The 16,865-nt window shown below is 64.8% G+C and carries 12 protein-coding genes and 1 riboswitch; of the genes, 3 read left to right on the forward strand and 9 right to left on the reverse strand.

All coding sequences use genetic code 11. The annotated features are described in order from the left end of the window. The first annotated feature begins 231 nt into the window (after positions 1 to 231). Positions 232 to 1,881 (forward strand): prenyltransferase/squalene oxidase repeat-containing protein, encoded by a 1,650-nt coding sequence (locus tag BUS42_RS26290; RefSeq protein WP_074311996.1) that lies wholly within the window; start codon positions 232 to 234, stop codon positions 1,879 to 1,881. A gap of 314 nt (positions 1,882 to 2,195) precedes the next feature. Here BUS42_RS26290 and BUS42_RS26295 read toward each other — a convergent pair whose 3' ends face one another. Further along, positions 2,196 to 2,432, reverse strand: a complete 237-nt coding sequence (locus BUS42_RS26295) for a hypothetical protein (RefSeq protein WP_074311998.1) — start codon at positions 2,430 to 2,432, stop codon at positions 2,196 to 2,198. Between the two features lie 277 nt (positions 2,433 to 2,709). Here BUS42_RS26295 and BUS42_RS26300 point away from each other — a divergent pair, with 277 nt between their 5' ends. Both BUS42_RS26300 and BUS42_RS26305 read left to right on the forward strand, forming a co-directional pair. Next, the gene (locus tag BUS42_RS26300; protein WP_074312000.1) at positions 2,710 to 4,956 is read left to right on the forward strand and encodes a DUF1549 and DUF1553 domain-containing protein; all 2,247 of its coding nucleotides are present in this window, start codon (positions 2,710 to 2,712) and stop codon (positions 4,954 to 4,956) included. Between the two features lie 21 nt (positions 4,957 to 4,977). Continuing rightward, complete coding sequence (locus BUS42_RS26305) at positions 4,978 to 6,510, forward strand: DUF1501 domain-containing protein (RefSeq protein ID WP_074312002.1); 1,533 nt, start codon at positions 4,978 to 4,980, stop codon at positions 6,508 to 6,510. A 284-nt stretch (positions 6,511 to 6,794) separates the two neighbouring features. Here BUS42_RS26305 and BUS42_RS26310 read toward each other — a convergent pair whose 3' ends face one another. The 8 genes from BUS42_RS26310 to BUS42_RS26345 all read right to left on the reverse strand — a co-directional run bounded on the left by BUS42_RS26310 (position 6,795) and on the right by BUS42_RS26345 (position 16,481). After that, positions 6,795 to 7,940, reverse strand: a complete 1,146-nt coding sequence (locus BUS42_RS26310) for an ISAs1 family transposase (protein ID WP_074312003.1) — start codon at positions 7,938 to 7,940, stop codon at positions 6,795 to 6,797. 204 nt (positions 7,941 to 8,144) lie between these two features. Continuing rightward, positions 8,145 to 9,617 carry a radical SAM protein gene (locus tag BUS42_RS26315; RefSeq protein WP_074312005.1) on the reverse strand — a complete coding sequence of 491 codons (1,473 nt, stop codon included), beginning with the start codon at positions 9,615 to 9,617 and terminating at the stop codon, positions 8,145 to 8,147. Positions 9,618 to 9,928: 311 nt separating this feature from the next. Then, positions 9,929 to 11,488, reverse strand: a complete 1,560-nt coding sequence (locus BUS42_RS26320) for an N-acyl-D-amino-acid deacylase family protein (RefSeq protein ID WP_074312007.1) — start codon at positions 11,486 to 11,488, stop codon at positions 9,929 to 9,931. A 72-nt stretch (positions 11,489 to 11,560) separates the two neighbouring features. After that, on the reverse strand, positions 11,561 to 12,823 hold the full coding sequence (locus tag BUS42_RS26325) for a pyridoxal phosphate-dependent aminotransferase (RefSeq protein ID WP_074312008.1): 1,263 nt from the start codon (positions 12,821 to 12,823) through the stop codon (positions 11,561 to 11,563). 268 nt (positions 12,824 to 13,091) lie between these two features. Beyond that, complete coding sequence (locus tag BUS42_RS26330; RefSeq protein ID WP_074312010.1) at positions 13,092 to 13,838, reverse strand: hypothetical protein; 747 nt, start codon at positions 13,836 to 13,838, stop codon at positions 13,092 to 13,094. 387 nt (positions 13,839 to 14,225) lie between these two features. Further along, positions 14,226 to 15,155 (reverse strand): hypothetical protein, encoded by a 930-nt coding sequence (locus tag BUS42_RS26335; RefSeq protein ID WP_074312012.1) that lies wholly within the window; start codon positions 15,153 to 15,155, stop codon positions 14,226 to 14,228. A gap of 50 nt (positions 15,156 to 15,205) precedes the next feature. Next, positions 15,206 to 15,397: a hypothetical protein gene (locus tag BUS42_RS26340; protein ID WP_074312014.1), complete on the reverse strand. Its 192-nt coding sequence runs from the start codon at positions 15,395 to 15,397 to the stop codon at positions 15,206 to 15,208. A gap of 49 nt (positions 15,398 to 15,446) precedes the next feature. Then, positions 15,447 to 16,481, reverse strand: a complete 1,035-nt coding sequence (locus tag BUS42_RS26345; protein WP_074312016.1) for a DUF1559 domain-containing protein — start codon at positions 16,479 to 16,481, stop codon at positions 15,447 to 15,449. Positions 16,482 to 16,599: 118 nt separating this feature from the next. Beyond that, positions 16,600 to 16,809: riboswitch (cobalamin riboswitch) on the reverse strand. Positions 16,810 to 16,865 lie beyond the last annotated feature (56 nt).

The raw sequence follows: 16,865 nt of genomic DNA on the forward strand, positions 1-16,865 counted from the left end.
CTCTGACGCCGTTGAAGCAGGAAGTTGGGCTCGGCCCCCGGTCTTTGGGCGCGCGTACCGGGGGCCGAGTACGGACCCCGGCCATCCCGACCTGGGTCATTCGAGGGTAAACCGCTGTCAGCAAGTGATTCCTTGTTCGAGGGCCCCCTCTGGCTTTGTGGCGGGCGACGCGACTACACTGTTAGGAGACCCATCGCGCACACCGGCCTCTCGATCCGGACGGATCCTCCGATGCGGCATTCTCAGCGACCTCGTCTTCTCCGCGTCCTCCGAATCAAGTCTCGACGCGTCCACGCCCGGCTCGATCGCCTGGCGCCGTTCTTGATGCTCTGGGTCCCTTCCTGGGGGACCAGCATCTTGCTCCACGCGGCGGCCTTGCTGCTCCTGGCGCTTTACTTCTATGCCCATTCGGGCGGACCGAAGGAGCTCGAGATTCGGGCGGCGATCCCGTCCCAGCTCACGGACGACCTGCTCTCACTGACCCCGTCCGACCACGCGGGCGACCCGTTCACCACCCAGAAGTCGGACGAGCCGCCGTCGCTTTCGCTCGATGCGGCCCCGCCCGAGGTCAAAACGGTCAACCAGCCGGCGCTGCCGGCCCTCACTCAGTTCACCCCCGAACTGATGGCCCCCGATCTCCCGACCGAACTGGCCCGCGTGCCGGGCAAGGGCAAGGGGATGGCCATGGCCCTTCATGTGGAAGGCCTCTCCGCGCCGTTCTCGGGGCGGCAGGGAATGAGCCGGGCCCAGCTCGTGCGCCGCGAGGGAGGGACGGTGCGGTCGGAGAAGGCAGTTGAGGACGGCCTCGACTGGCTGGTCCGCCACCAGCGGCTCGACGGCGGCTGGAGCTTGAACTTCCATGGGCAGTGTCAGGGCACCGGTTGCCCCGCGCAGGTCTGTCTCGAGTCGGAAACGGCCGCCACCGGCCTGGCGCTCTTGCCCTTACTCGGGGCCGGCCATATCCACACGGTCAAGACGCGCTACCAGATGAACGTCCGCAAAGGACTGGAGTGGTTGGTCCAACACCAGCAACCGAGCGGCGAGCTGTACATCAACGGTGGCGACACCGCTCGTATGTACAGTCATGCGATCGCCGCGATGGCCCTTTGCGAAGCGTACGGGATTTCCGGAGAGCCAACGCTCCGCCGCCCGGCGCAGCGGGCCTTGGACTTCATCGTCGCCTCGCAGAACTCGCAGGACGGCGGCTGGCGCTATTTTCCCGAGCAACCGGGCGACACTTCGGTCTTCGGCTGGCAGATGTTCGCCCTGCGGAGCGCCCGGTTGGCCGGGCTCCCGGTCCCCCGCAACGTCACCAAGGGATGCCGGGTCTACCTCGATCTGGCGGCCGTCGACGAGTCCAGGACGATGTATGCCTATCGCCCCGGCCGCGGCGCCTCCCCCGTGATGACCGCCGAGGCGCTTCTGACCCGACAATATCTCGGCTGGCCGCGTGAGTTTCCCCCCTTGGTCAAAGGGGTCGCGCATGTCGCGGCCGACCTCGAGCGCTCGTCGGAACGTAATATCTATTACTGGTATTATGCGACGCAGCTTCTCCACAACATGCAGAACAAGGACTGGCCGCGCTGGAATAGCCGGGTGCGCGACGGCCTGATCGCCATGCAGGTGGGCGGCGCCGGCTGCGATCGAGGCAGTTGGGACCCGTTCACCCCCCAGCCGGATCAGTGGGGCCGCGCCGCGGGCCGTCACTTCCTCACCGCGCTCTCGCTCCTGACCTTGGAAGTCTATTACCGCTACCTGCCCCTCTACCAGCCCAGCGATTCGGACCCGGATAAACTCGCGTTGCCGCCGCGGGATGCCCCCGTCGATCCCGCCGACAAGCCGCAACCCCTCGCTCTCCCGGTTGCTCCCCCCGTCCCCTGAATGAACTTGCGGGGCTGCACAAAACCCACCGACCGGGAGGGATTCGCGAGACTGTCGCAAGGATACCGGGATCTCGTTCCCACGCTCGGCGTGGGAACGAGTTTCTCCCGCGAATTTCGGCCTCCGGAGCAGACAGACGGCCCGGTTTCCTTGCGATAGACTTGATTTCGCGTGCATTGCTTTTCTGACTCTCAATTAAACAACGACCCGCCAGAGAGCGAGGAATCACCCTCGTTCCCACGGGGGACCGTGGGAACGAGTTGCAAGCGGCTTCCTCGCCCGGTATCGGGTCGTTGCTATTAAAGACATTGAACTCACTCTCCCCGCTCACCCCCCTGCCCCACCTCTGGCTTATCCAGGCCGAGGAGCGATGCCAGGGCGAGCGAGCGAATTGCCTCCAGGGCGTATTCCCAGCGGCCTTCGGCGCAGAGACCTCGAAGCCCCCCGTCCTCATAGGCTTCCAAGGCGGCCTGGAGGCAGGCTGAACGTACGCCTTCGGCGAGTTGAAGCTCGTGACCCTTTAAGTTGTGACTATTGCGTGATGTGTTCATGTTTAATTGCGCAGGCCTGGCTTTAGGTGCTATTGGTTCCTTAAGCCCGAGCGAGAATTCTCGCACCGTGACTGGTCACGGGAAATGAGTGGGACGGCGGGCTTTTCAAGCGTATCATACATTCAAGGCACGCTTGGAGGGGGTTTCTCTACCAGTTCGGCCGGCCGGCCGGTATTCACCCTGGAGGTCCGCCTGGTTGATTCGTTGATCCGTGACGATCGAGCCTCGACTTCTTACGGTTCCGGCCGCCGTTGAAATCAGGAGCGTGGACAGTCGTATGAGAATTTCTCGCTGTCTTGCCGTTTCGATCCTGCTGGGCCTCCTGCTCGCCACGGGGCGAGCGTCTTGGGCTCAGGTGCCGCCCGATCACGTCCGGCAAATGAAGGAAGGGTTGGCGCTATTCAAAGAGCACGTTCGCCCGGCGCTGACGCAGCACTGCCTCAATTGCCACGGCGGCAAGACGATCAAAGGGGATTTCGACCTCTCCGATCGCCGGCCGCTGATGAACAGTGGCGCGATCGAGGGCGGGGGCAGGGAGAGTTTGCTCTATGCGTTGATCACGCATGCGGAAGAGCCGCACATGCCTCAAAAAGGGGCGAAGCTGCCCGCCGAGACGATCGAGCAGATCGCACGCTGGATCGACCTGGGCGCTCCTTACGACCGCCCTTTGATCGAGCGGGCGAATGCGAACCCGGGCTCGCCCCGGGCCACCGCGATCACCGAAGAGGACCGCCAGTTCTGGTCGTTTCGCCCGCTCCTGACCGGCGCCCCGCCGACGGTGCGGGACTCGGCCTGGGCACGCACCCCGGTCGACCGCTTCATCCTCAGCAAGCTCGAAGAACAGAAGCTGACGCCGAATCCGCAGGCCGACCGCCCTGTCTTGATTCGCCGCCTCTCCCTCGACCTGGTCGGGCTGCTGCCGACGCCCGAGGAGGTCGACGCCTTCGTCGCCGATCCCGCGCCCGACGCCTACGAGCGGCTGGTCGATCGACTGCTCGCCTCGCCGCATTACGGCGAGCGTTGGGCCCGGCACTGGATGGATGTCGCCCGGTTCGCCGAGTCGCACGGCTATGAACAGGATTACGATCGGCCTTATGCCTATCACTATCGAGACTTCTTGATTGATGCTCTGAACCGGGATCTGCCCTACGACCAGTTCGTCCGCTGGCAGGTCGCGGGCGACGAACTGGCGCCGGACGACCCCTCGGCCATGGCCGCCACCGGGTTCTTGGGCGCGAGTGCCTTCCCGACCCAGCTCACCGAGGCCGAGTTCGAGTCGGCCCGCTACGAGGAGCTGAGCGACATGACTGCGACGACCGGGTCGGCCTTCCTCGGCCTCTCGGTCGGCTGCGCCCGCTGCCACGACCACAAGTTTGATCCGATCCCGGCCGAGGACTACTACCGGATGGCGGCGACCTTCTCGACCGCCATCCGCAGCGAGATCGAGATCTCCCCCCGGCCTGGCGAGAAACCGGTCAAGATGCAGGTCACCAGCGAGGGTTTTCCACACACCAAGCACAACGCGGACGGGCGTGGCTTTCCGCACTTTTATCCGACCACCTATATTCTGAGCCGCGGCGACCTCAACCAGAAGAAGGGGGAGGCGGTTCCGAGCTTCCTCCGCGTGTTGATGCCCGCCGGCCGCGACGCCTCATCCTGGCGGGTCGAGCCCCCCGCCGGCTGGACCCGCACCCGCTTTCGCCGCGCGGCGCTGGCGAACTGGCTCACCGATGCGGATCAAGGGGCCGGCCGGTTGGTCGCACGCGTGGCGGTGAACCGGCTCTGGCATTACCGGTTCGGCCGCGGCATCGTCGCCACCCCCAACGACTTCGGCGCCCAGGGCGAGCGGCCGACTCACCCCGAGTTGCTCGACTGGCTCGCGGCCGAGCTGATCCGCGAGGGCTGGCGGCTCAAACCGCTGCACCGCCTGATCGTCACCAGCGCGGTCTATCGCCAGAGCGGGACGTTCGACGAGTCGCGCGCCGTCATCGACCGGGAGAACCAGTGGCTTTGGAGGCATGCTCCCCGGCGGCTCGAAGCCGAGCCGATTCGCGACATCATGCTGCAAGTTGCCGGACTCCTCGACCGGCGGATGCACGGCCCCGGCTCGCTCGACCCGTCGATGGGGCGCCGGAGCGTCTACTTCTTTATCAAGCGGAGCGAGCTGATCCCGACGATGATGCTCTTCGACTGGCCCGAGCATCTCGTGAGCATCGGCCAGCGCGGTACGACGACGACCGCATCGCAAGCCTTGATGTTCATGAACAACCTCGAGGGCCGGCGGGCGGCCGAACACTTCTCCGCTCGCCTGGCCGGCGAACCGGACGCCAACGTGGTCCGGCACGCCTACCGGTTGGCGTTCGGCCGCGAACCGACTGCCGCCGAGACGCGATTCGCCACCGACTTTCTCGACCACCAGAGCGACGCCTACCAGCAGGCTGGCCGGCCGAACCCGGGGCAGCTTGCGCTCACGGACCTCTGCCAGTCATTGTTGGGGACCAGCGAGTTGATTTACCGCCCTTGAAATCCCAGAGTAGAGCCAACCATGAAGCGGGATTCCTCGAACCAAGGTGCGCCGAGCGCTCGGGCGTCGACCGACTCCTCTCCCGAGCCGATCCTCACGCGGCGCCGACTCCTCCAGCGTGCCGGCGGCGGATTCGGCCTGATTGGCCTGGCCGGCTTACTCCACCAAGAAGGACTGCTCGAAGCTCCGGCTTGCGCGGCGGGTGGCCTTGGCAACCTCGCGCTCAATCCGATGGCCCCCCGCCCTGCCCACTTCCCGGGTCGTGCCAAGCGGGTCATCTGGATCTTCATCAACGGGGGCCCGAGCCAGGTTGACACCTGGGACTACAAGCCGGCCCTCGCCAGGTGGAACGGCAAGTCGATGCGCGAGTTCGACGCGACCTTCAAGAACACGACCGGGTTCTTCAAGGATCAGGTCGGCGGCTTGATGAAGTCTCCGTTTCGGTTCCGCCCGCGCGGAGAGTGCGGCAAGATGGTCTCGGAGTTGTTCCCGTACCTCGGCCAGCACGTCGACAAGATGGCGTTCATCCATTCGGCCTACACCGAATCCAACAATCACTCACCTGCCTTGTTCATGATGAATACAGGGTTGCCCCGGATGGGGTTCCCCTGCGTCGGGTCATGGGTGACCTACGGCCTGGGGAGCGAGAACCAGAGCCTCCCTGGGTTCGTCGTGATGAGCGATCCGAGGGGGCGAGGACTCCCCAAAGGGCAGGCGGCCAACTGGGGCGCGGCGTTCCTGCCCGGGGTTTATCAGGGGACGCACCTCCGCCCCAAGGGGTCGCCGATCGACAACCTGGAACGAGCCGGCGGGATGAGCGACGCCCAGCAGCGAGCGCAGCTCGACCTCATCAAGCAGTTCAACCGGATCCACCAGGAGCAGGATCAGAACCAGGGCGAGAGGGAGCTGGCCGCCCGCATCGAGAGCTTCGAACTCGCGTATCGTATGCAGTCGGCCGCGCCCGAGGCGATCGCCATCGACTCCGAGCCCGCGCACATCCAACGGCTCTACGGCCTGGACGACCCGCGCTGTGAGCATGTCGCCCGCCAGTGCCTGACGGCCCGCCGCATGGTCGAGCGTGGTGTGCGGTTCGTCCAGATCTACTCGGGCGGCATGGAAAACCAACGATCATGGGACGGCCATGCCGACATCAAGGGGAACCACGAGCAGTTCGCGGGCGAGACCGACAAGCCGGTCGCCGGCCTGCTGGCCGACCTGGCGCAGCGGGGCCTGCTCGACGAGACGCTCGTCATCTGGGGCGGAGAATTCGGCCGCCTGCCGATCGCCCAGACCGGGCAGAAGCCGGGCCGCGACCACAATCCCCACGGCTTCACGCTCTGGATGGCCGGCGGCGGGATCAAGGGAGGCGTCAGCTACGGCGAGTCGGATGAAGTGGGCTATGCGGCCGCCGTTGACAAGGTTCACGTCAATGACATTCACGCAACCGTCCTCCACCTGCTCGGCCTCGAGCACGAACGGTTGACCTACAACTACAACGGCCGTCGCTTCCGCCTGACCGATGTGGGGGGACAGGTGCTCAAGAAAATCTTATGAGATTGTAGCAAGGAGACCGGGATCTCGTTCCCACGCAGAGCGTGGGAATGCCGTCCGCGACGCTCCGCGTCGTCTTGTCTTCCCCGGCAAGTGGGGCCGCAGAGCGGCCAAAACGGCATTCCCACGCAGAGCGTGGGAACGAGTTTCTCCCGCGAATCTCGGCCTCCGAGGCAGACAGACGGCCCGGTTTCCTTGCGACAGTCTCGATTTTGTTGTGAATTGCTGAGGCCTGGCTTTGACGGTCGCCCCCTATGGGGCTGCCTATTGCCCAAGGCCAGCGCATATCAAAGTGGCTGCAATGAAAGAACTTGTGTAAGATAGTCCGTATTGATCATACAGGACATCATCTTGCCGCGAAGACTATCCTTGTCGGGATGACGCTTCAGGAGCGTCACGGCGAACCGCCGAAGCCAGCTCAAATTGTTCCCCAAAGTTCGCTCGCGAGTGCGGTGCTCGTCCTCGCGAAAGTTGACATCCAGGACCCAATGCATCGACTCGATGCCCCAGTGTCCGCGCACCGCTTCGCCGAACCGCTTGCCACTGAAATCGCAAGTGCTCAGATAGTAACGCATCTCCTCCGACTCCGTACCGTCGGCATGCCGCGTGACTCGCACCGAATAGCCGATCGCTTTGACCCACGGCCACTCTTTCCCCGGGGCGAAATCACTGGGCACCTTGGCCAGAAGATAGGCCCGTTCGTCGATGCGGCCGTGCCCGTCATCGCGGGTCTCGTGATATTGATACCGGAGGTCTTCCAGGTCGCGTTCCATGTGGTCGGAAAAGAACGACTGGATCGCTGCTGGAAGCTTCGGCTGGTTGTCTTTGACGGCGATCACGCAGTCGCCCTTGCCAGTGACGATCTGCTTGACGATCTCTTTCTGGCAGCCCATCGCGTCGATCGTAATGAGCGTACCGGCGAGGTCGATCTGGTTGAGGAGTTGCGGTATCGCCGTGATCTCGTTGGACTTGGCGTCGGTGGCGACCTGGCCCAGTGCGATGCCCTCCTCGCTGGCCCAGGCGCTGACAATGTGGAGATTGCCGAGGCCTTTGGCCTTGTCGTGCGACCCGCGACAAGCCTTGCCGTCGATGGCGACGAGACGGTGGGGATTGTTGACGTCGACCGGAATCGCCTCACAGATCCAGGCTTGAAAGACGCGTTGAAACGCTTCGGGCTTGAGCGTCATGAGCAAGCGTCGGATGCAGTCCCGGGAGGGGATGCCGTTGGGCAGAGTGAGATGCAGGGCCAGCCAGGATTCTCGGTTCTTGGCCCATCGATGGATGGCGGTGGGTCCATCGCAGCCACAGATGACGGCGCAGACCGCAATGACGGCGATATCGACCAGCAAGTGCTTGCGATTGCGTGTATGACGGGGATCGGAGAGCGATTCGAAGTAGGAACCGATCGAAGCCACGTCGACAAACTTGGCCATGAGACGAGATCCTGAGTTCGGTCCGTGTCCAACCTCCACGCGCCAAGTGTCGAGGCAGGCGATCACGAAAACCGTATCTCAGGATATCGAGTTGAATCCTCTCGCGCTAGACCGCCTAAACCGTACAGCTATGCGCGCTGGCCTTGGCCTATTGCCGACTTGGCTTGCCCCGAGGTGGTTGCTGATAGATAAACCGTGATGATTTTACATGTGGCCGCGAGCATTTGAATCGGCATCGTTGGCCGTGGAGGATTCCGTCCGACGTTGCCGGTTCCGGCGGCCCTGGACTTGGTTCCAGGCCAGGAGGCCGGCGATCGAATCGGCATAGAACATGCCGAGGCCGGTCGGTTCGATCGCGGCATCGGTCTGGAGGACGAGTCCCTCCTGTTCGAGGGCTGCGAATTCGCGCGGGAAGTCATGAAGCGGGTCGCTGCCGAAGACGCTTTGATAGTGTTGGCGATCGATCCGGAGGGCGGCAAGGCTGCGAGTCAGGTGGAGAATACGGAGATCGCGAGGCGCGTACGCGAAGGCACGGTCCCAGGTCGCTCCCCCTTGGCTGACGGCCGCGATGTATGCCGAGGCGCTGTCCGGGTTGATCACTTTGACGGCCGTCTGTCCCGAGCCCGCGAATGAGATGCCGGTTGGGCCGAGGCCGATCATGTCGTACCGGCCGGGCTGGAAGCTGAGCGTCTCGTAGACGAACCGCCGCTCGTGGCCGAGGAATTCGTGGCGCTCGAAGTTGGTCAAGGTTGTCTGGTAAAACCGTTGCTCGTGCAGCAACAACGACCGAAGCTCCAGCCAGTTCCGGGCGGCGACGGGGTTCGCCGGTAGTGAAGCCACGAGGCCGGGGTCGCGGGACCACTCCGTACCAAGACCGGCGAACATCACGAGGTGGTATAGGCCGAGGTGGTCGAGCCCGATCTCGATCGCCCGCTCCACGTCCTCGCGCATCGCCGTCAGGGGCTGCCCCGGGAGGTTGAAGAGCAAGTCTCCCGAGACCGTGAAGCCACGCGCGTGGCCGAGGCGAACGACGTCGCGAAACGTCTTGGCGGTGCCGAAGCCGAGCCGACCCATTTGTCGCAGTCGCTCGACGTCGAACGTCTGGATGCCCATGCTCAGGCGGAAGTGGCGGGCCGGGAGTTCCTCACGGAGGATGTCCACGAGCAAGGGGGTACGATTGAGGAAGGCCGCGGGCACGCCTTCGAGCGTCACCTCGGCGGATGCGAGGTCGAAGGCATTCGCCAGGGCGCGGCAGAGCGTGCGAAAGGAGTCTGCCGGGCTGAGGTTCGCCGTGCCTCCGCCGAAGTAGAGGCCCGCGACCGGTCGACCGGCCAGATCGGGATCGTCCTCGAGCTTCTGCGCGAGCTCCCTTGCGACGTGGTCCATCACGACGACCGCCCTGCCCTGGTTGAACGTCTCGTGGGGAAACGTGCAGAAGCCGCACCCCGTGACGGCCGGGTTGCAGAACGGGTGCGGCAGCACGCCCACGAGCAGCCCTCGCTCGGGGTGGAAACGCAGGCGATCCGGTGTGGATCGATCCCCCGTCTCGACCCGCGGCATGGCCGCGGCGAGCGGATAGCCGTGCAAAAGCCGATGCCGCTGGGGGCGTTGGGTCAGCCTCCGCAACTCCGCGCGTTCCTCCGAGACCGGGCCTGGACGTTGGGTGCGACCGAGCATGAGCCGTCTTCCCTTCGGGCCGAGGTATGAACTCGATTCGGAACCGGTTACTGAGAATCAGGACAACGAATGTGCGTGAAATCGTTCCGAAGAGCGGATTTTTTGGAGCCCCTCCAGAATTGATAAATAAGTGTTGCTGTGAATAACTGAGTTGAATTTTGTAGGGTGGGCCCGGCCCACCATTTTCGTCTTCTCTTGTCAGGTAGGCCGAAGCCTACCCGACAGCACGGAGATGGTTACGTGGTTGCCCTTCCTTCTCGGGGGGCGATACCTGGTGGGCCGTGCCCACCCTACAAGACCTTTACATGCTCTCAACTTCGTCGCAAGGCCCGGCCTGGGGTGGCTCCCGTCGGCTCGCCGTTCTCGAGGACGAGGGTGCCGTTGACCAGGACGTGATCGACCCCGTCGGCCAGGGTTCGGCCGGCTTCGTAGGTGGAGCGATCGATGATGGTGACGGGGTCGAAGATGGCGATGTCGGCGACGAACCCAGGGCGGAGCAGGCCGCGGTCGTTGAGCCGGTAGCGGCGCGCGGCGTGGGTGGCCAGGTGCGTCACGGCCTCGGCCCAGGTGTAGTCGCCGAGCTGGCGGGTGTGGTAGCCGAGGAACCGGGCGAACGCGCCCCAACCGCGCGGGTGCGGATGACTGCCGCCGAAGATGCCGTCCGACCCGGCCATGTGCGCGGGGTGGCGGAGGATCGCCCGCACGTCGGCTTCGGTCCGCTCCCCGGCGCGAAACCCGAAGATTCCGACCGCCATCTCCGAGGCGATCAGGCTCTCGCAGACGAAGTCCCCCGGGGCCATCCCGGCGCGGTCGGCGGCCTCGGTCACCTTCAGCCCCTCGGCCCAGCGCCAGGCGGGGTTGGCCGTCATCGTGATCGTCGTCGAGTCGAGCGGATACGGGGTCGGGCTCGAGAACCAGTCGCGGTTCAGTTGAGCCCGGACGACGGGGTCGGCCAGCCGTTTGACCGTGGCTTCGATCCCACCAACCTGGACCTCGGGGGGGAGCGCGACCATCCCGAGGATCGTGCTGCCGGCGAGGTACGGGTAGGTGTCGAACGTGAGGTCCAGGCCCATCGCGCGACCCTGGTCGAGCAAGGGCAAGAGCAGGTCGGCGGGGCCGTTGTAGTGCGAGATGTGGGTGGCCACGCCCGACGCCTTGGCGATCTCGTAGACCTCGCTCATGCCGACCGGGGCCTTGGCGCCGTAGCCGCGCATGTGGGTGACGTAGACGCCGTCGTCGGGGACGATGACCTCGCAGAGCGCGGCGATCTCGCGGGCGTCGGCGTAGCGGCTCGGGATGTAGTCGAGCCCCGTCGACAGGCCGATGGCGCCGGCCTCCATCCCGGTGCGAACCATGGCCTGCATGGCGCGGAGCTCGGCGTCGGTGGCCGGGCGCGGGTCGAGCCCCATCACCTCCATCCGGACGTTGCCGTTGGGGATCAGGTACGCCACGTTCAGGGCCGTCCGGCGATCGAAACGATTGAGGTATTGCTCAATCGTCGACCAGTCGTAGTCGAGGTCCGGGTTGGCGTTGAACCCGGCGGTGTACTGCCTCATGTATTTCATGGTCGCGGGCGACGCCGGCGCGAACGAGCTGCCGTCCTGGCCGATGATGTAGGTCGTCACCCCTTGGCGGAGCGCGGGCAAGTGGATCGGGTCGGCCAGGAGCACGGCGTCGCCGTGGACGTGCGCGTCGATGAAGCCGGGGACGACGTACCGGTCGGTGCAGTCGACCACCCGCGCGGCGCGCGCTCCCTCGAGATTCCCCATCGCGCCGATCATGGTGTCGAGCAGGCCGATGTCGGCCTTGTACGGAAGACCGCCCGAACCGTCGATCACCCAGCCGTTCTTGAGGATCAGGTCGAAGTTCACGAAGGGGCTCGCTTCTCTTTTGGGGGTTGAGGAGGTCGAGGGCGCGGCGGATTCGGATCGAAATCGAATCGATCAGTGAAGCTCGAAGGGCGTTCCGAGCACGAACTCGGGCCGGCGTTTGAGGAACTGCGCGACCCGTTCGGTGCGGCTCAAGGCTTCGGGCAGGAAGGCGACGGCCTGGTCGATCCGTTCGTCGGTCTCGGCGCAACTGAAGCGGAGGAACCCACGCCCGGCCTGGCCGAACGATTCGCCCCCCAAGCAGGCGACGCCGAACTTGTCGTCGGCCGCTTCGAGCAGGTAGAGCGCCAGGCCGTGCGAGCTGATCCCGAGGCGGTTGCAGAGGGGCCGGACGTCGGGAAACACGTAGAAGGTGCCGGCGGGAGGGGCAACATGTATCCCGTCGATCTTCGCCAGGCCGGCCGCCAGCCGCTCGACCTTGTGGCGGAAGAGCTGCATGGTCTCGTCCCGAGCCGCGGCATCCTGCTCCAGGGCGGCCCGAGCGGCCCACTGGACGAACGGCGGGCTGCACGATGCGGTCGTGTTGATCAGGTTGCCGATCGCGGTGACCACCTCGGGGTGCGCGACCGCGAAGCCGATCCGCCAGCCACTCATACTGTACGACTTGCTGAACGTGTAGGCGGCCACCGTGTGGTCGAGCATCCCGGGCAGCGCCCCGATCGACTCGTGGCGGCCGCGCCAGACCATGTGGCAATAGGGCTCGTCGGAGAAGACCATCACGTCGGTCCCGCGCACGAGCGCGGCGATCGCCTCCAGGTCGTCGCGCGTGGCGATCCCGCCGGTCGGGTTGTGCGGCGAGTTCAGAAAGATCGCGCGGGGCTCGGGGTCGGTCTCGAGGAACCGCGCGACGTCGGCCGGTCGGGGGCGAAAGTCATCCTCCACCCGGAGCGGCACCGTGACCGCCCGCGCCCCTCGACGCTCGAGGTTGGGGATGTAGGTCGGGAAGTGCGGGCTGAACAGCAGGACGCCGTCGTCGGGCTCGAGCAGGGCCTCGGCGAAGTACTGCTCGAACGGCTTCGCCCCCGACGCCACGACGATGTTCTCGGCCGTCACGTTGTGGCCGAACTCGTTGTTGACGAAGTTCGCCGCCGAGGCGCGGAACTCGGCCAGACCAAGGCTCGGGCCGTAACCGGTCCGGTTCTCCTCAATGGCCTGGATCCCGGCCGCCTTGGCGTGGGGCGGACTCGGAAAGGGGCTGTCACCGATTTCGAGCTCGACGACGTCCTTGCCCTGCGCCTTCAAGGCACGCGCCAGGGCCAACACGGTAAACGCCGTCTCGGCCGTCAGGTTCCTGACCAGCGAACTGAGTCGTATCATCGGTCACACCCCTCAGCGGATTTCAATCATGGGGAAACAAGAATTTAACCACGAATCACACAAATGGGAATGAAAGAAAAAGTCGAATCTGCTGCAAGGAAACCGGACCGTCTGTTTGCCCCGGAGGCTGAAATTCGCGGAAGAAACTCGTTCCCACGCAGAGCGTGGGAACGAGATCCTGGTGTCCTTGCTACAGTCTCGGTTTTATGTCATTTTTTTTGTTTCCATTCGAGTCATTTGAGTCATTCGTGGTTAAATTCTTCTGCCTTTACCGCGACGCGATCGCCTGGGCGAGGGGCTGGACGATCCGCGGGATGATCTTGGTCTGGACGAGCTCTTCACCGACCTCGCGGAGGCGGCGGAAGGCGTCGAGGTAGGCCTGGTCGGGGCCGGCTCCCCAGTACTGGCGGATCGTGAAGTAGACGCTGATCTGATCCTCGGGGAAGTCGCCCGTGCGGACCTGATAGGCGTTGGTGCGGGTCTCGACCGAGGTCCGGCACTGGAGCCGGAACGACTCGTCGAGGGCCAGGGTGACCGACGGCTCGTAGTTGATCACGCGGGCGCCTGGGCTTTCGAGCACCCCTTCGAGGCCCTGGCCGAGGCCTAGGGCTTCGGCCACGATCTCGTCGTGGTTCCCTTCGTAGTTGAAGTCGAACCCGTACATGAGGTCGAGCGCTTCGCAGTCGAGCACGCTGATCGTCAGCAGGTGGGGGGCGATTTCCAGGACCAGCTCGTGCTGGCGGTAGGCGTCCTCGGTCGACTCGGGATTGACCTGCCCCGAGCGGAGTCGCTTGGGCTCGATCGACAGCCAGCGATACGATTCCTCCTCTTCCTTGTTCCCCTCCAGCACCAGTTCGCCGCTCTCGCGCGTGAAGAAATTCTGGAGGTCGGGGAACGCCTTTCTCATCTGCTCGAAGTAATGGAGCACGGTGTCCCGGCTGGTCGGAAGCTCCATTTCCGTGTTCAAGCTCATGTTGATATAAAAGTCGTCGGCGTCGCAAATAGGCCGGTTCATCCGTTCTTGATCCTGAAAGCCGCTCCGCCTCAGCCGCCTCGGGAACGAGGAGGAGGGAGGGAACCCTTCGAGTCGAAACAAGGATTGTAGCAATTTTGGGGACAAGGCGAAATCGGGCGGTGGGGAAGCTGGCTTTTTGTTTAATTTTTTGTTAAAAATTGGAGAGCGAGGCCGATTTGTCAGGAATCGCGGGCGAGGTTTGTAAAAAAGGGAGATGGGGGAGCGCGGAGTGGTGAAGAACTCGGAATGGCCTGGCGCAAGGAAAAACCCCGTCGCATGGCTTGGCCCCACGCGACGGGGCTCGGTCTCAGGAGATCAGCGATCTTACTAAGCATGCAAGAGGCGTGCCAAAAGTCGGGCCGCACCCCGTCGGACATAGCGCTCGACCTACCGCCCGAGGATTCCATGCATGCCGATCGCCACCAGGATCGAGCCGATCAGGCTGGCCGCCAGCACGATCGCGCCGAGTCGGCGGAGCGACTTCATCTGCCACCACATGAACAGGCCTGAGAACCCCCAGAAGACCATCGCGACGGCCATGGTGTCGACGATCGCGGCCCAGCACCACGGGACGTTGATCTGGGACGGGTAGCGGCAGGCCAGGTGCATGGCCGTCAGGAACCGCCGGGTCGAGAGGTCGGGGCCCCAGGGGCGGACGGTCAGAGCCTCGGTTTGCAACTGATAGCTCGCCCGCCAGGTGCGGCCCTCGCTTTCGACGGCGAAGATCAATTCGGGGGGCGTGCGGACTTTGACCTCCTCGGGCGGCTCGCCCCCGCCCCACTTCGTCAGGATCGCGGCCACGGCGGTTCGGGCCGCCTCGGCGGGGGGCGAGTCCAGGCGCACCGATTCGCGGGCCCAGGCCGGCTTGCTCACCGGTTTTGTTGCGGCAGGCGCGGAACGGACGGTGCCGGTGCGTCCGGCCAACTCGAGGAAGATGACTTGCTCGGCGCCCGACCCCTTGGCCGTGAGCGCGAGGTCGCGCGAGTAGGCCGGGGCCTGGGCCTTCGAGAGCGAGACGCGGTGCGTTCCCCCTTGGTTGATCGCTTGAATGACTTGGGCGGACAGTTCGTCGGCGGTCGGGAACGATCCGAGGGCGGTCCCGGCCGCGTCCTCCGCGGTGATGAGCCGCACCGATCGGTCCGAGAACCAGTCGGGGTGGTTGAACAGGAAGGCCGTCAGGCCGTAGAGCAGCACGAACGGCACGAGGAAGAGGCCTACGTACATATGAGCCCGGCGCACGAGCTTCATGCCCGCGTTGTAGCGCACGCGGGCTCGGGACGAAGGCCGGGCGACCCGGACCTGCGGTTCGGTGGTCATGACAAAGACCCGCTATAGGATCGAATGGGTTGAGACCGATCGGGGAAACCTCAGCGCTCTTCGAGATCGCCTGGGCGAAATTCACGCGATTTCGAGCCGCCCGAGGGCGAGAGATCCGCCTTCTTCTTGAGGTCGATCGTGCCCGAGCCCTCGGGCCCGCAGCCCAGGAACGTCAAAGGGACGACCAGGATCAGGATCAGGAGCAGGGTGGCGAGCCATGACCGCGGATTCGGCGATGACATGGGGAGGAGCCTCCAGTGAGGGTGAGTGACGTGACCCATCGACGCGGCGTCAGTACGAGTCCGCGCCGATGACCTCGCCCCCGGATCGCGTGGAGAGCGCCTGGTACACACCCACCTTCGACCCCGCCGCAATCGAATAAAGGTTTGCGGTCTTGTCGTAGGTCGTCCCGGCCGCCAAGGTTGTCGCCGGGTCGATCGGCCAGGAGTCGATCGAGTCCTTCAAGAACCGGACCGAGCCATCCACGAAGCTGAAATTGGCTCCCCCCGAGTGCAGGCTCGACGCGTTGGCCACGTACCGTGCCCCGAGGGTGCCGACCGGCTTCTTGTGGGCGTTGATCGGGTAATAGGTCTCGAGCATCGAGTCGTACCAGTACCCGGAATTCCAGAACTGGTTGACGACCTGATCGGCCGGCGAGAGCAGGGAATGGCCCCGCTCACCGAAGAGAATTGTGCTGCTCGTGCCGTCCTGGATATCGCCCATGCGAATGGCGCTGTACATGTAGATGGTGCCATTCATGTTGGCCACCTGCTGCGAAAAATTGCTGTCGGCCAGGCGGGGGCGAATCGCCCAGATCCCGGTGCATCCCGCATAGCTGGTGAAGCTCTGCATCCAGTTGCCCGGCGGCGGGGCCTGATAGATGACCGTTGAAAGGGGCTGATTCTGGAGGGCGGCCGGGTCGCTCGGGCACATGAAGGCCGAGATCCCCACGCCGGCGATGGTCACGTTGGCGGGATTCTTGTACGAGAGGCTGAAGTTGACGAGGTTGTAAGCGTTGGCTTGTTCGATGAAGGGCAGGATCATCACGAACGGGCTGAACCCGTCGGCCGTCTTGCCGGGCCCGGTGCCCGACGCGGCCCAGAACGAGCCCGGGGGCAACGTGCCGGTGGCCGATTCGTAGTTGGCCACGGCCAGGCCCATCTGCTTGAGGTTGTTCGTGCACTGGGCGCGGCGAGCCGCTTCACGCGCTGCCTGGACGGCGGGCAGCAAGAGGGCGATCAAGACCGCGATGATGGCGATGACGACCAGCAACTCGATCAGCGTGAAGCCGAGCGAACGAGCGGAGGGACGGGAGTGGGCGACCATGGGGGAGCGCAGCGCTTTCTGCCGGGCCGGGCAAGAGGGTTCACTTCGGCCCTACCGGCGCACGGCACTCCGCAGACGGTCTGCGAGCGGCCCGCCCGGATGCTTGTGGCCGAAGCATCGGAACAGAATCTCGACGGGCAGGTCTTCTGGCTTACGGCTTCGAGCGGCTCCCGGCCGGCCTTCCCGCCTTGCGGCAGTGGCACTCTTTGGACCGGGGACCTAGCCGATTACAGCGGCGGCCCCGCGACGGATTTTCACCGTCTTCCCTATTCTCCCCCGGACCCAATCCAAGAATCGGGCCGGCGGCACCTGTCGAGGACGGTCATTAGAGCCATCTGGGCGGGCTCCGGTCAAGGGGTCTACGATCATGTCTGATGCGTGTGC

Origin of the sequence: Singulisphaera sp. GP187, assembly GCF_900129635.1 — a bacterium.
In the GTDB taxonomy this organism is placed as follows: domain Bacteria; phylum Planctomycetota; class Planctomycetia; order Isosphaerales; family Isosphaeraceae; genus Singulisphaera.

Bases quoted from the DNA above. Each gene is read 5' to 3' on its own strand.
- BUS42_RS26325 (WP_074312008.1), bottom strand. From the start codon at position 12,823: ATGATACGACTCAGTTCGCTGGTCAGGAACCTGACGGCCGAGACGGCG.
- BUS42_RS26305 (WP_074312002.1), top strand. From the start codon at position 4,978: ATGAAGCGGGATTCCTCGAACCAAGGTGCGCCGAGCGCTCGGGCGTCG.
- BUS42_RS26310 (WP_074312003.1), bottom strand. From the start codon at position 7,940: ATGGCCAAGTTTGTCGACGTGGCTTCGATCGGTTCCTACTTCGAATCG.
- BUS42_RS26290 (WP_074311996.1), top strand. From the start codon at position 232: ATGCGGCATTCTCAGCGACCTCGTCTTCTCCGCGTCCTCCGAATCAAG.
- BUS42_RS26295 (WP_074311998.1), bottom strand. From the start codon at position 2,432: ATGAACACATCACGCAATAGTCACAACTTAAAGGGTCACGAGCTTCAA.
- BUS42_RS26340 (WP_074312014.1), bottom strand. From the start codon at position 15,397: ATGTCATCGCCGAATCCGCGGTCATGGCTCGCCACCCTGCTCCTGATC.
- BUS42_RS26315 (WP_074312005.1), bottom strand. From the start codon at position 9,617: ATGCTCGGTCGCACCCAACGTCCAGGCCCGGTCTCGGAGGAACGCGCG.
- BUS42_RS26300 (WP_074312000.1), top strand. From the start codon at position 2,710: ATGAGAATTTCTCGCTGTCTTGCCGTTTCGATCCTGCTGGGCCTCCTG.
- BUS42_RS26335 (WP_074312012.1), bottom strand. From the start codon at position 15,155: ATGACCACCGAACCGCAGGTCCGGGTCGCCCGGCCTTCGTCCCGAGCC.
- BUS42_RS26330 (WP_074312010.1), bottom strand. From the start codon at position 13,838: ATGAACCGGCCTATTTGCGACGCCGACGACTTTTATATCAACATGAGC.
- BUS42_RS26345 (WP_074312016.1), bottom strand. From the start codon at position 16,481: ATGGTCGCCCACTCCCGTCCCTCCGCTCGTTCGCTCGGCTTCACGCTG.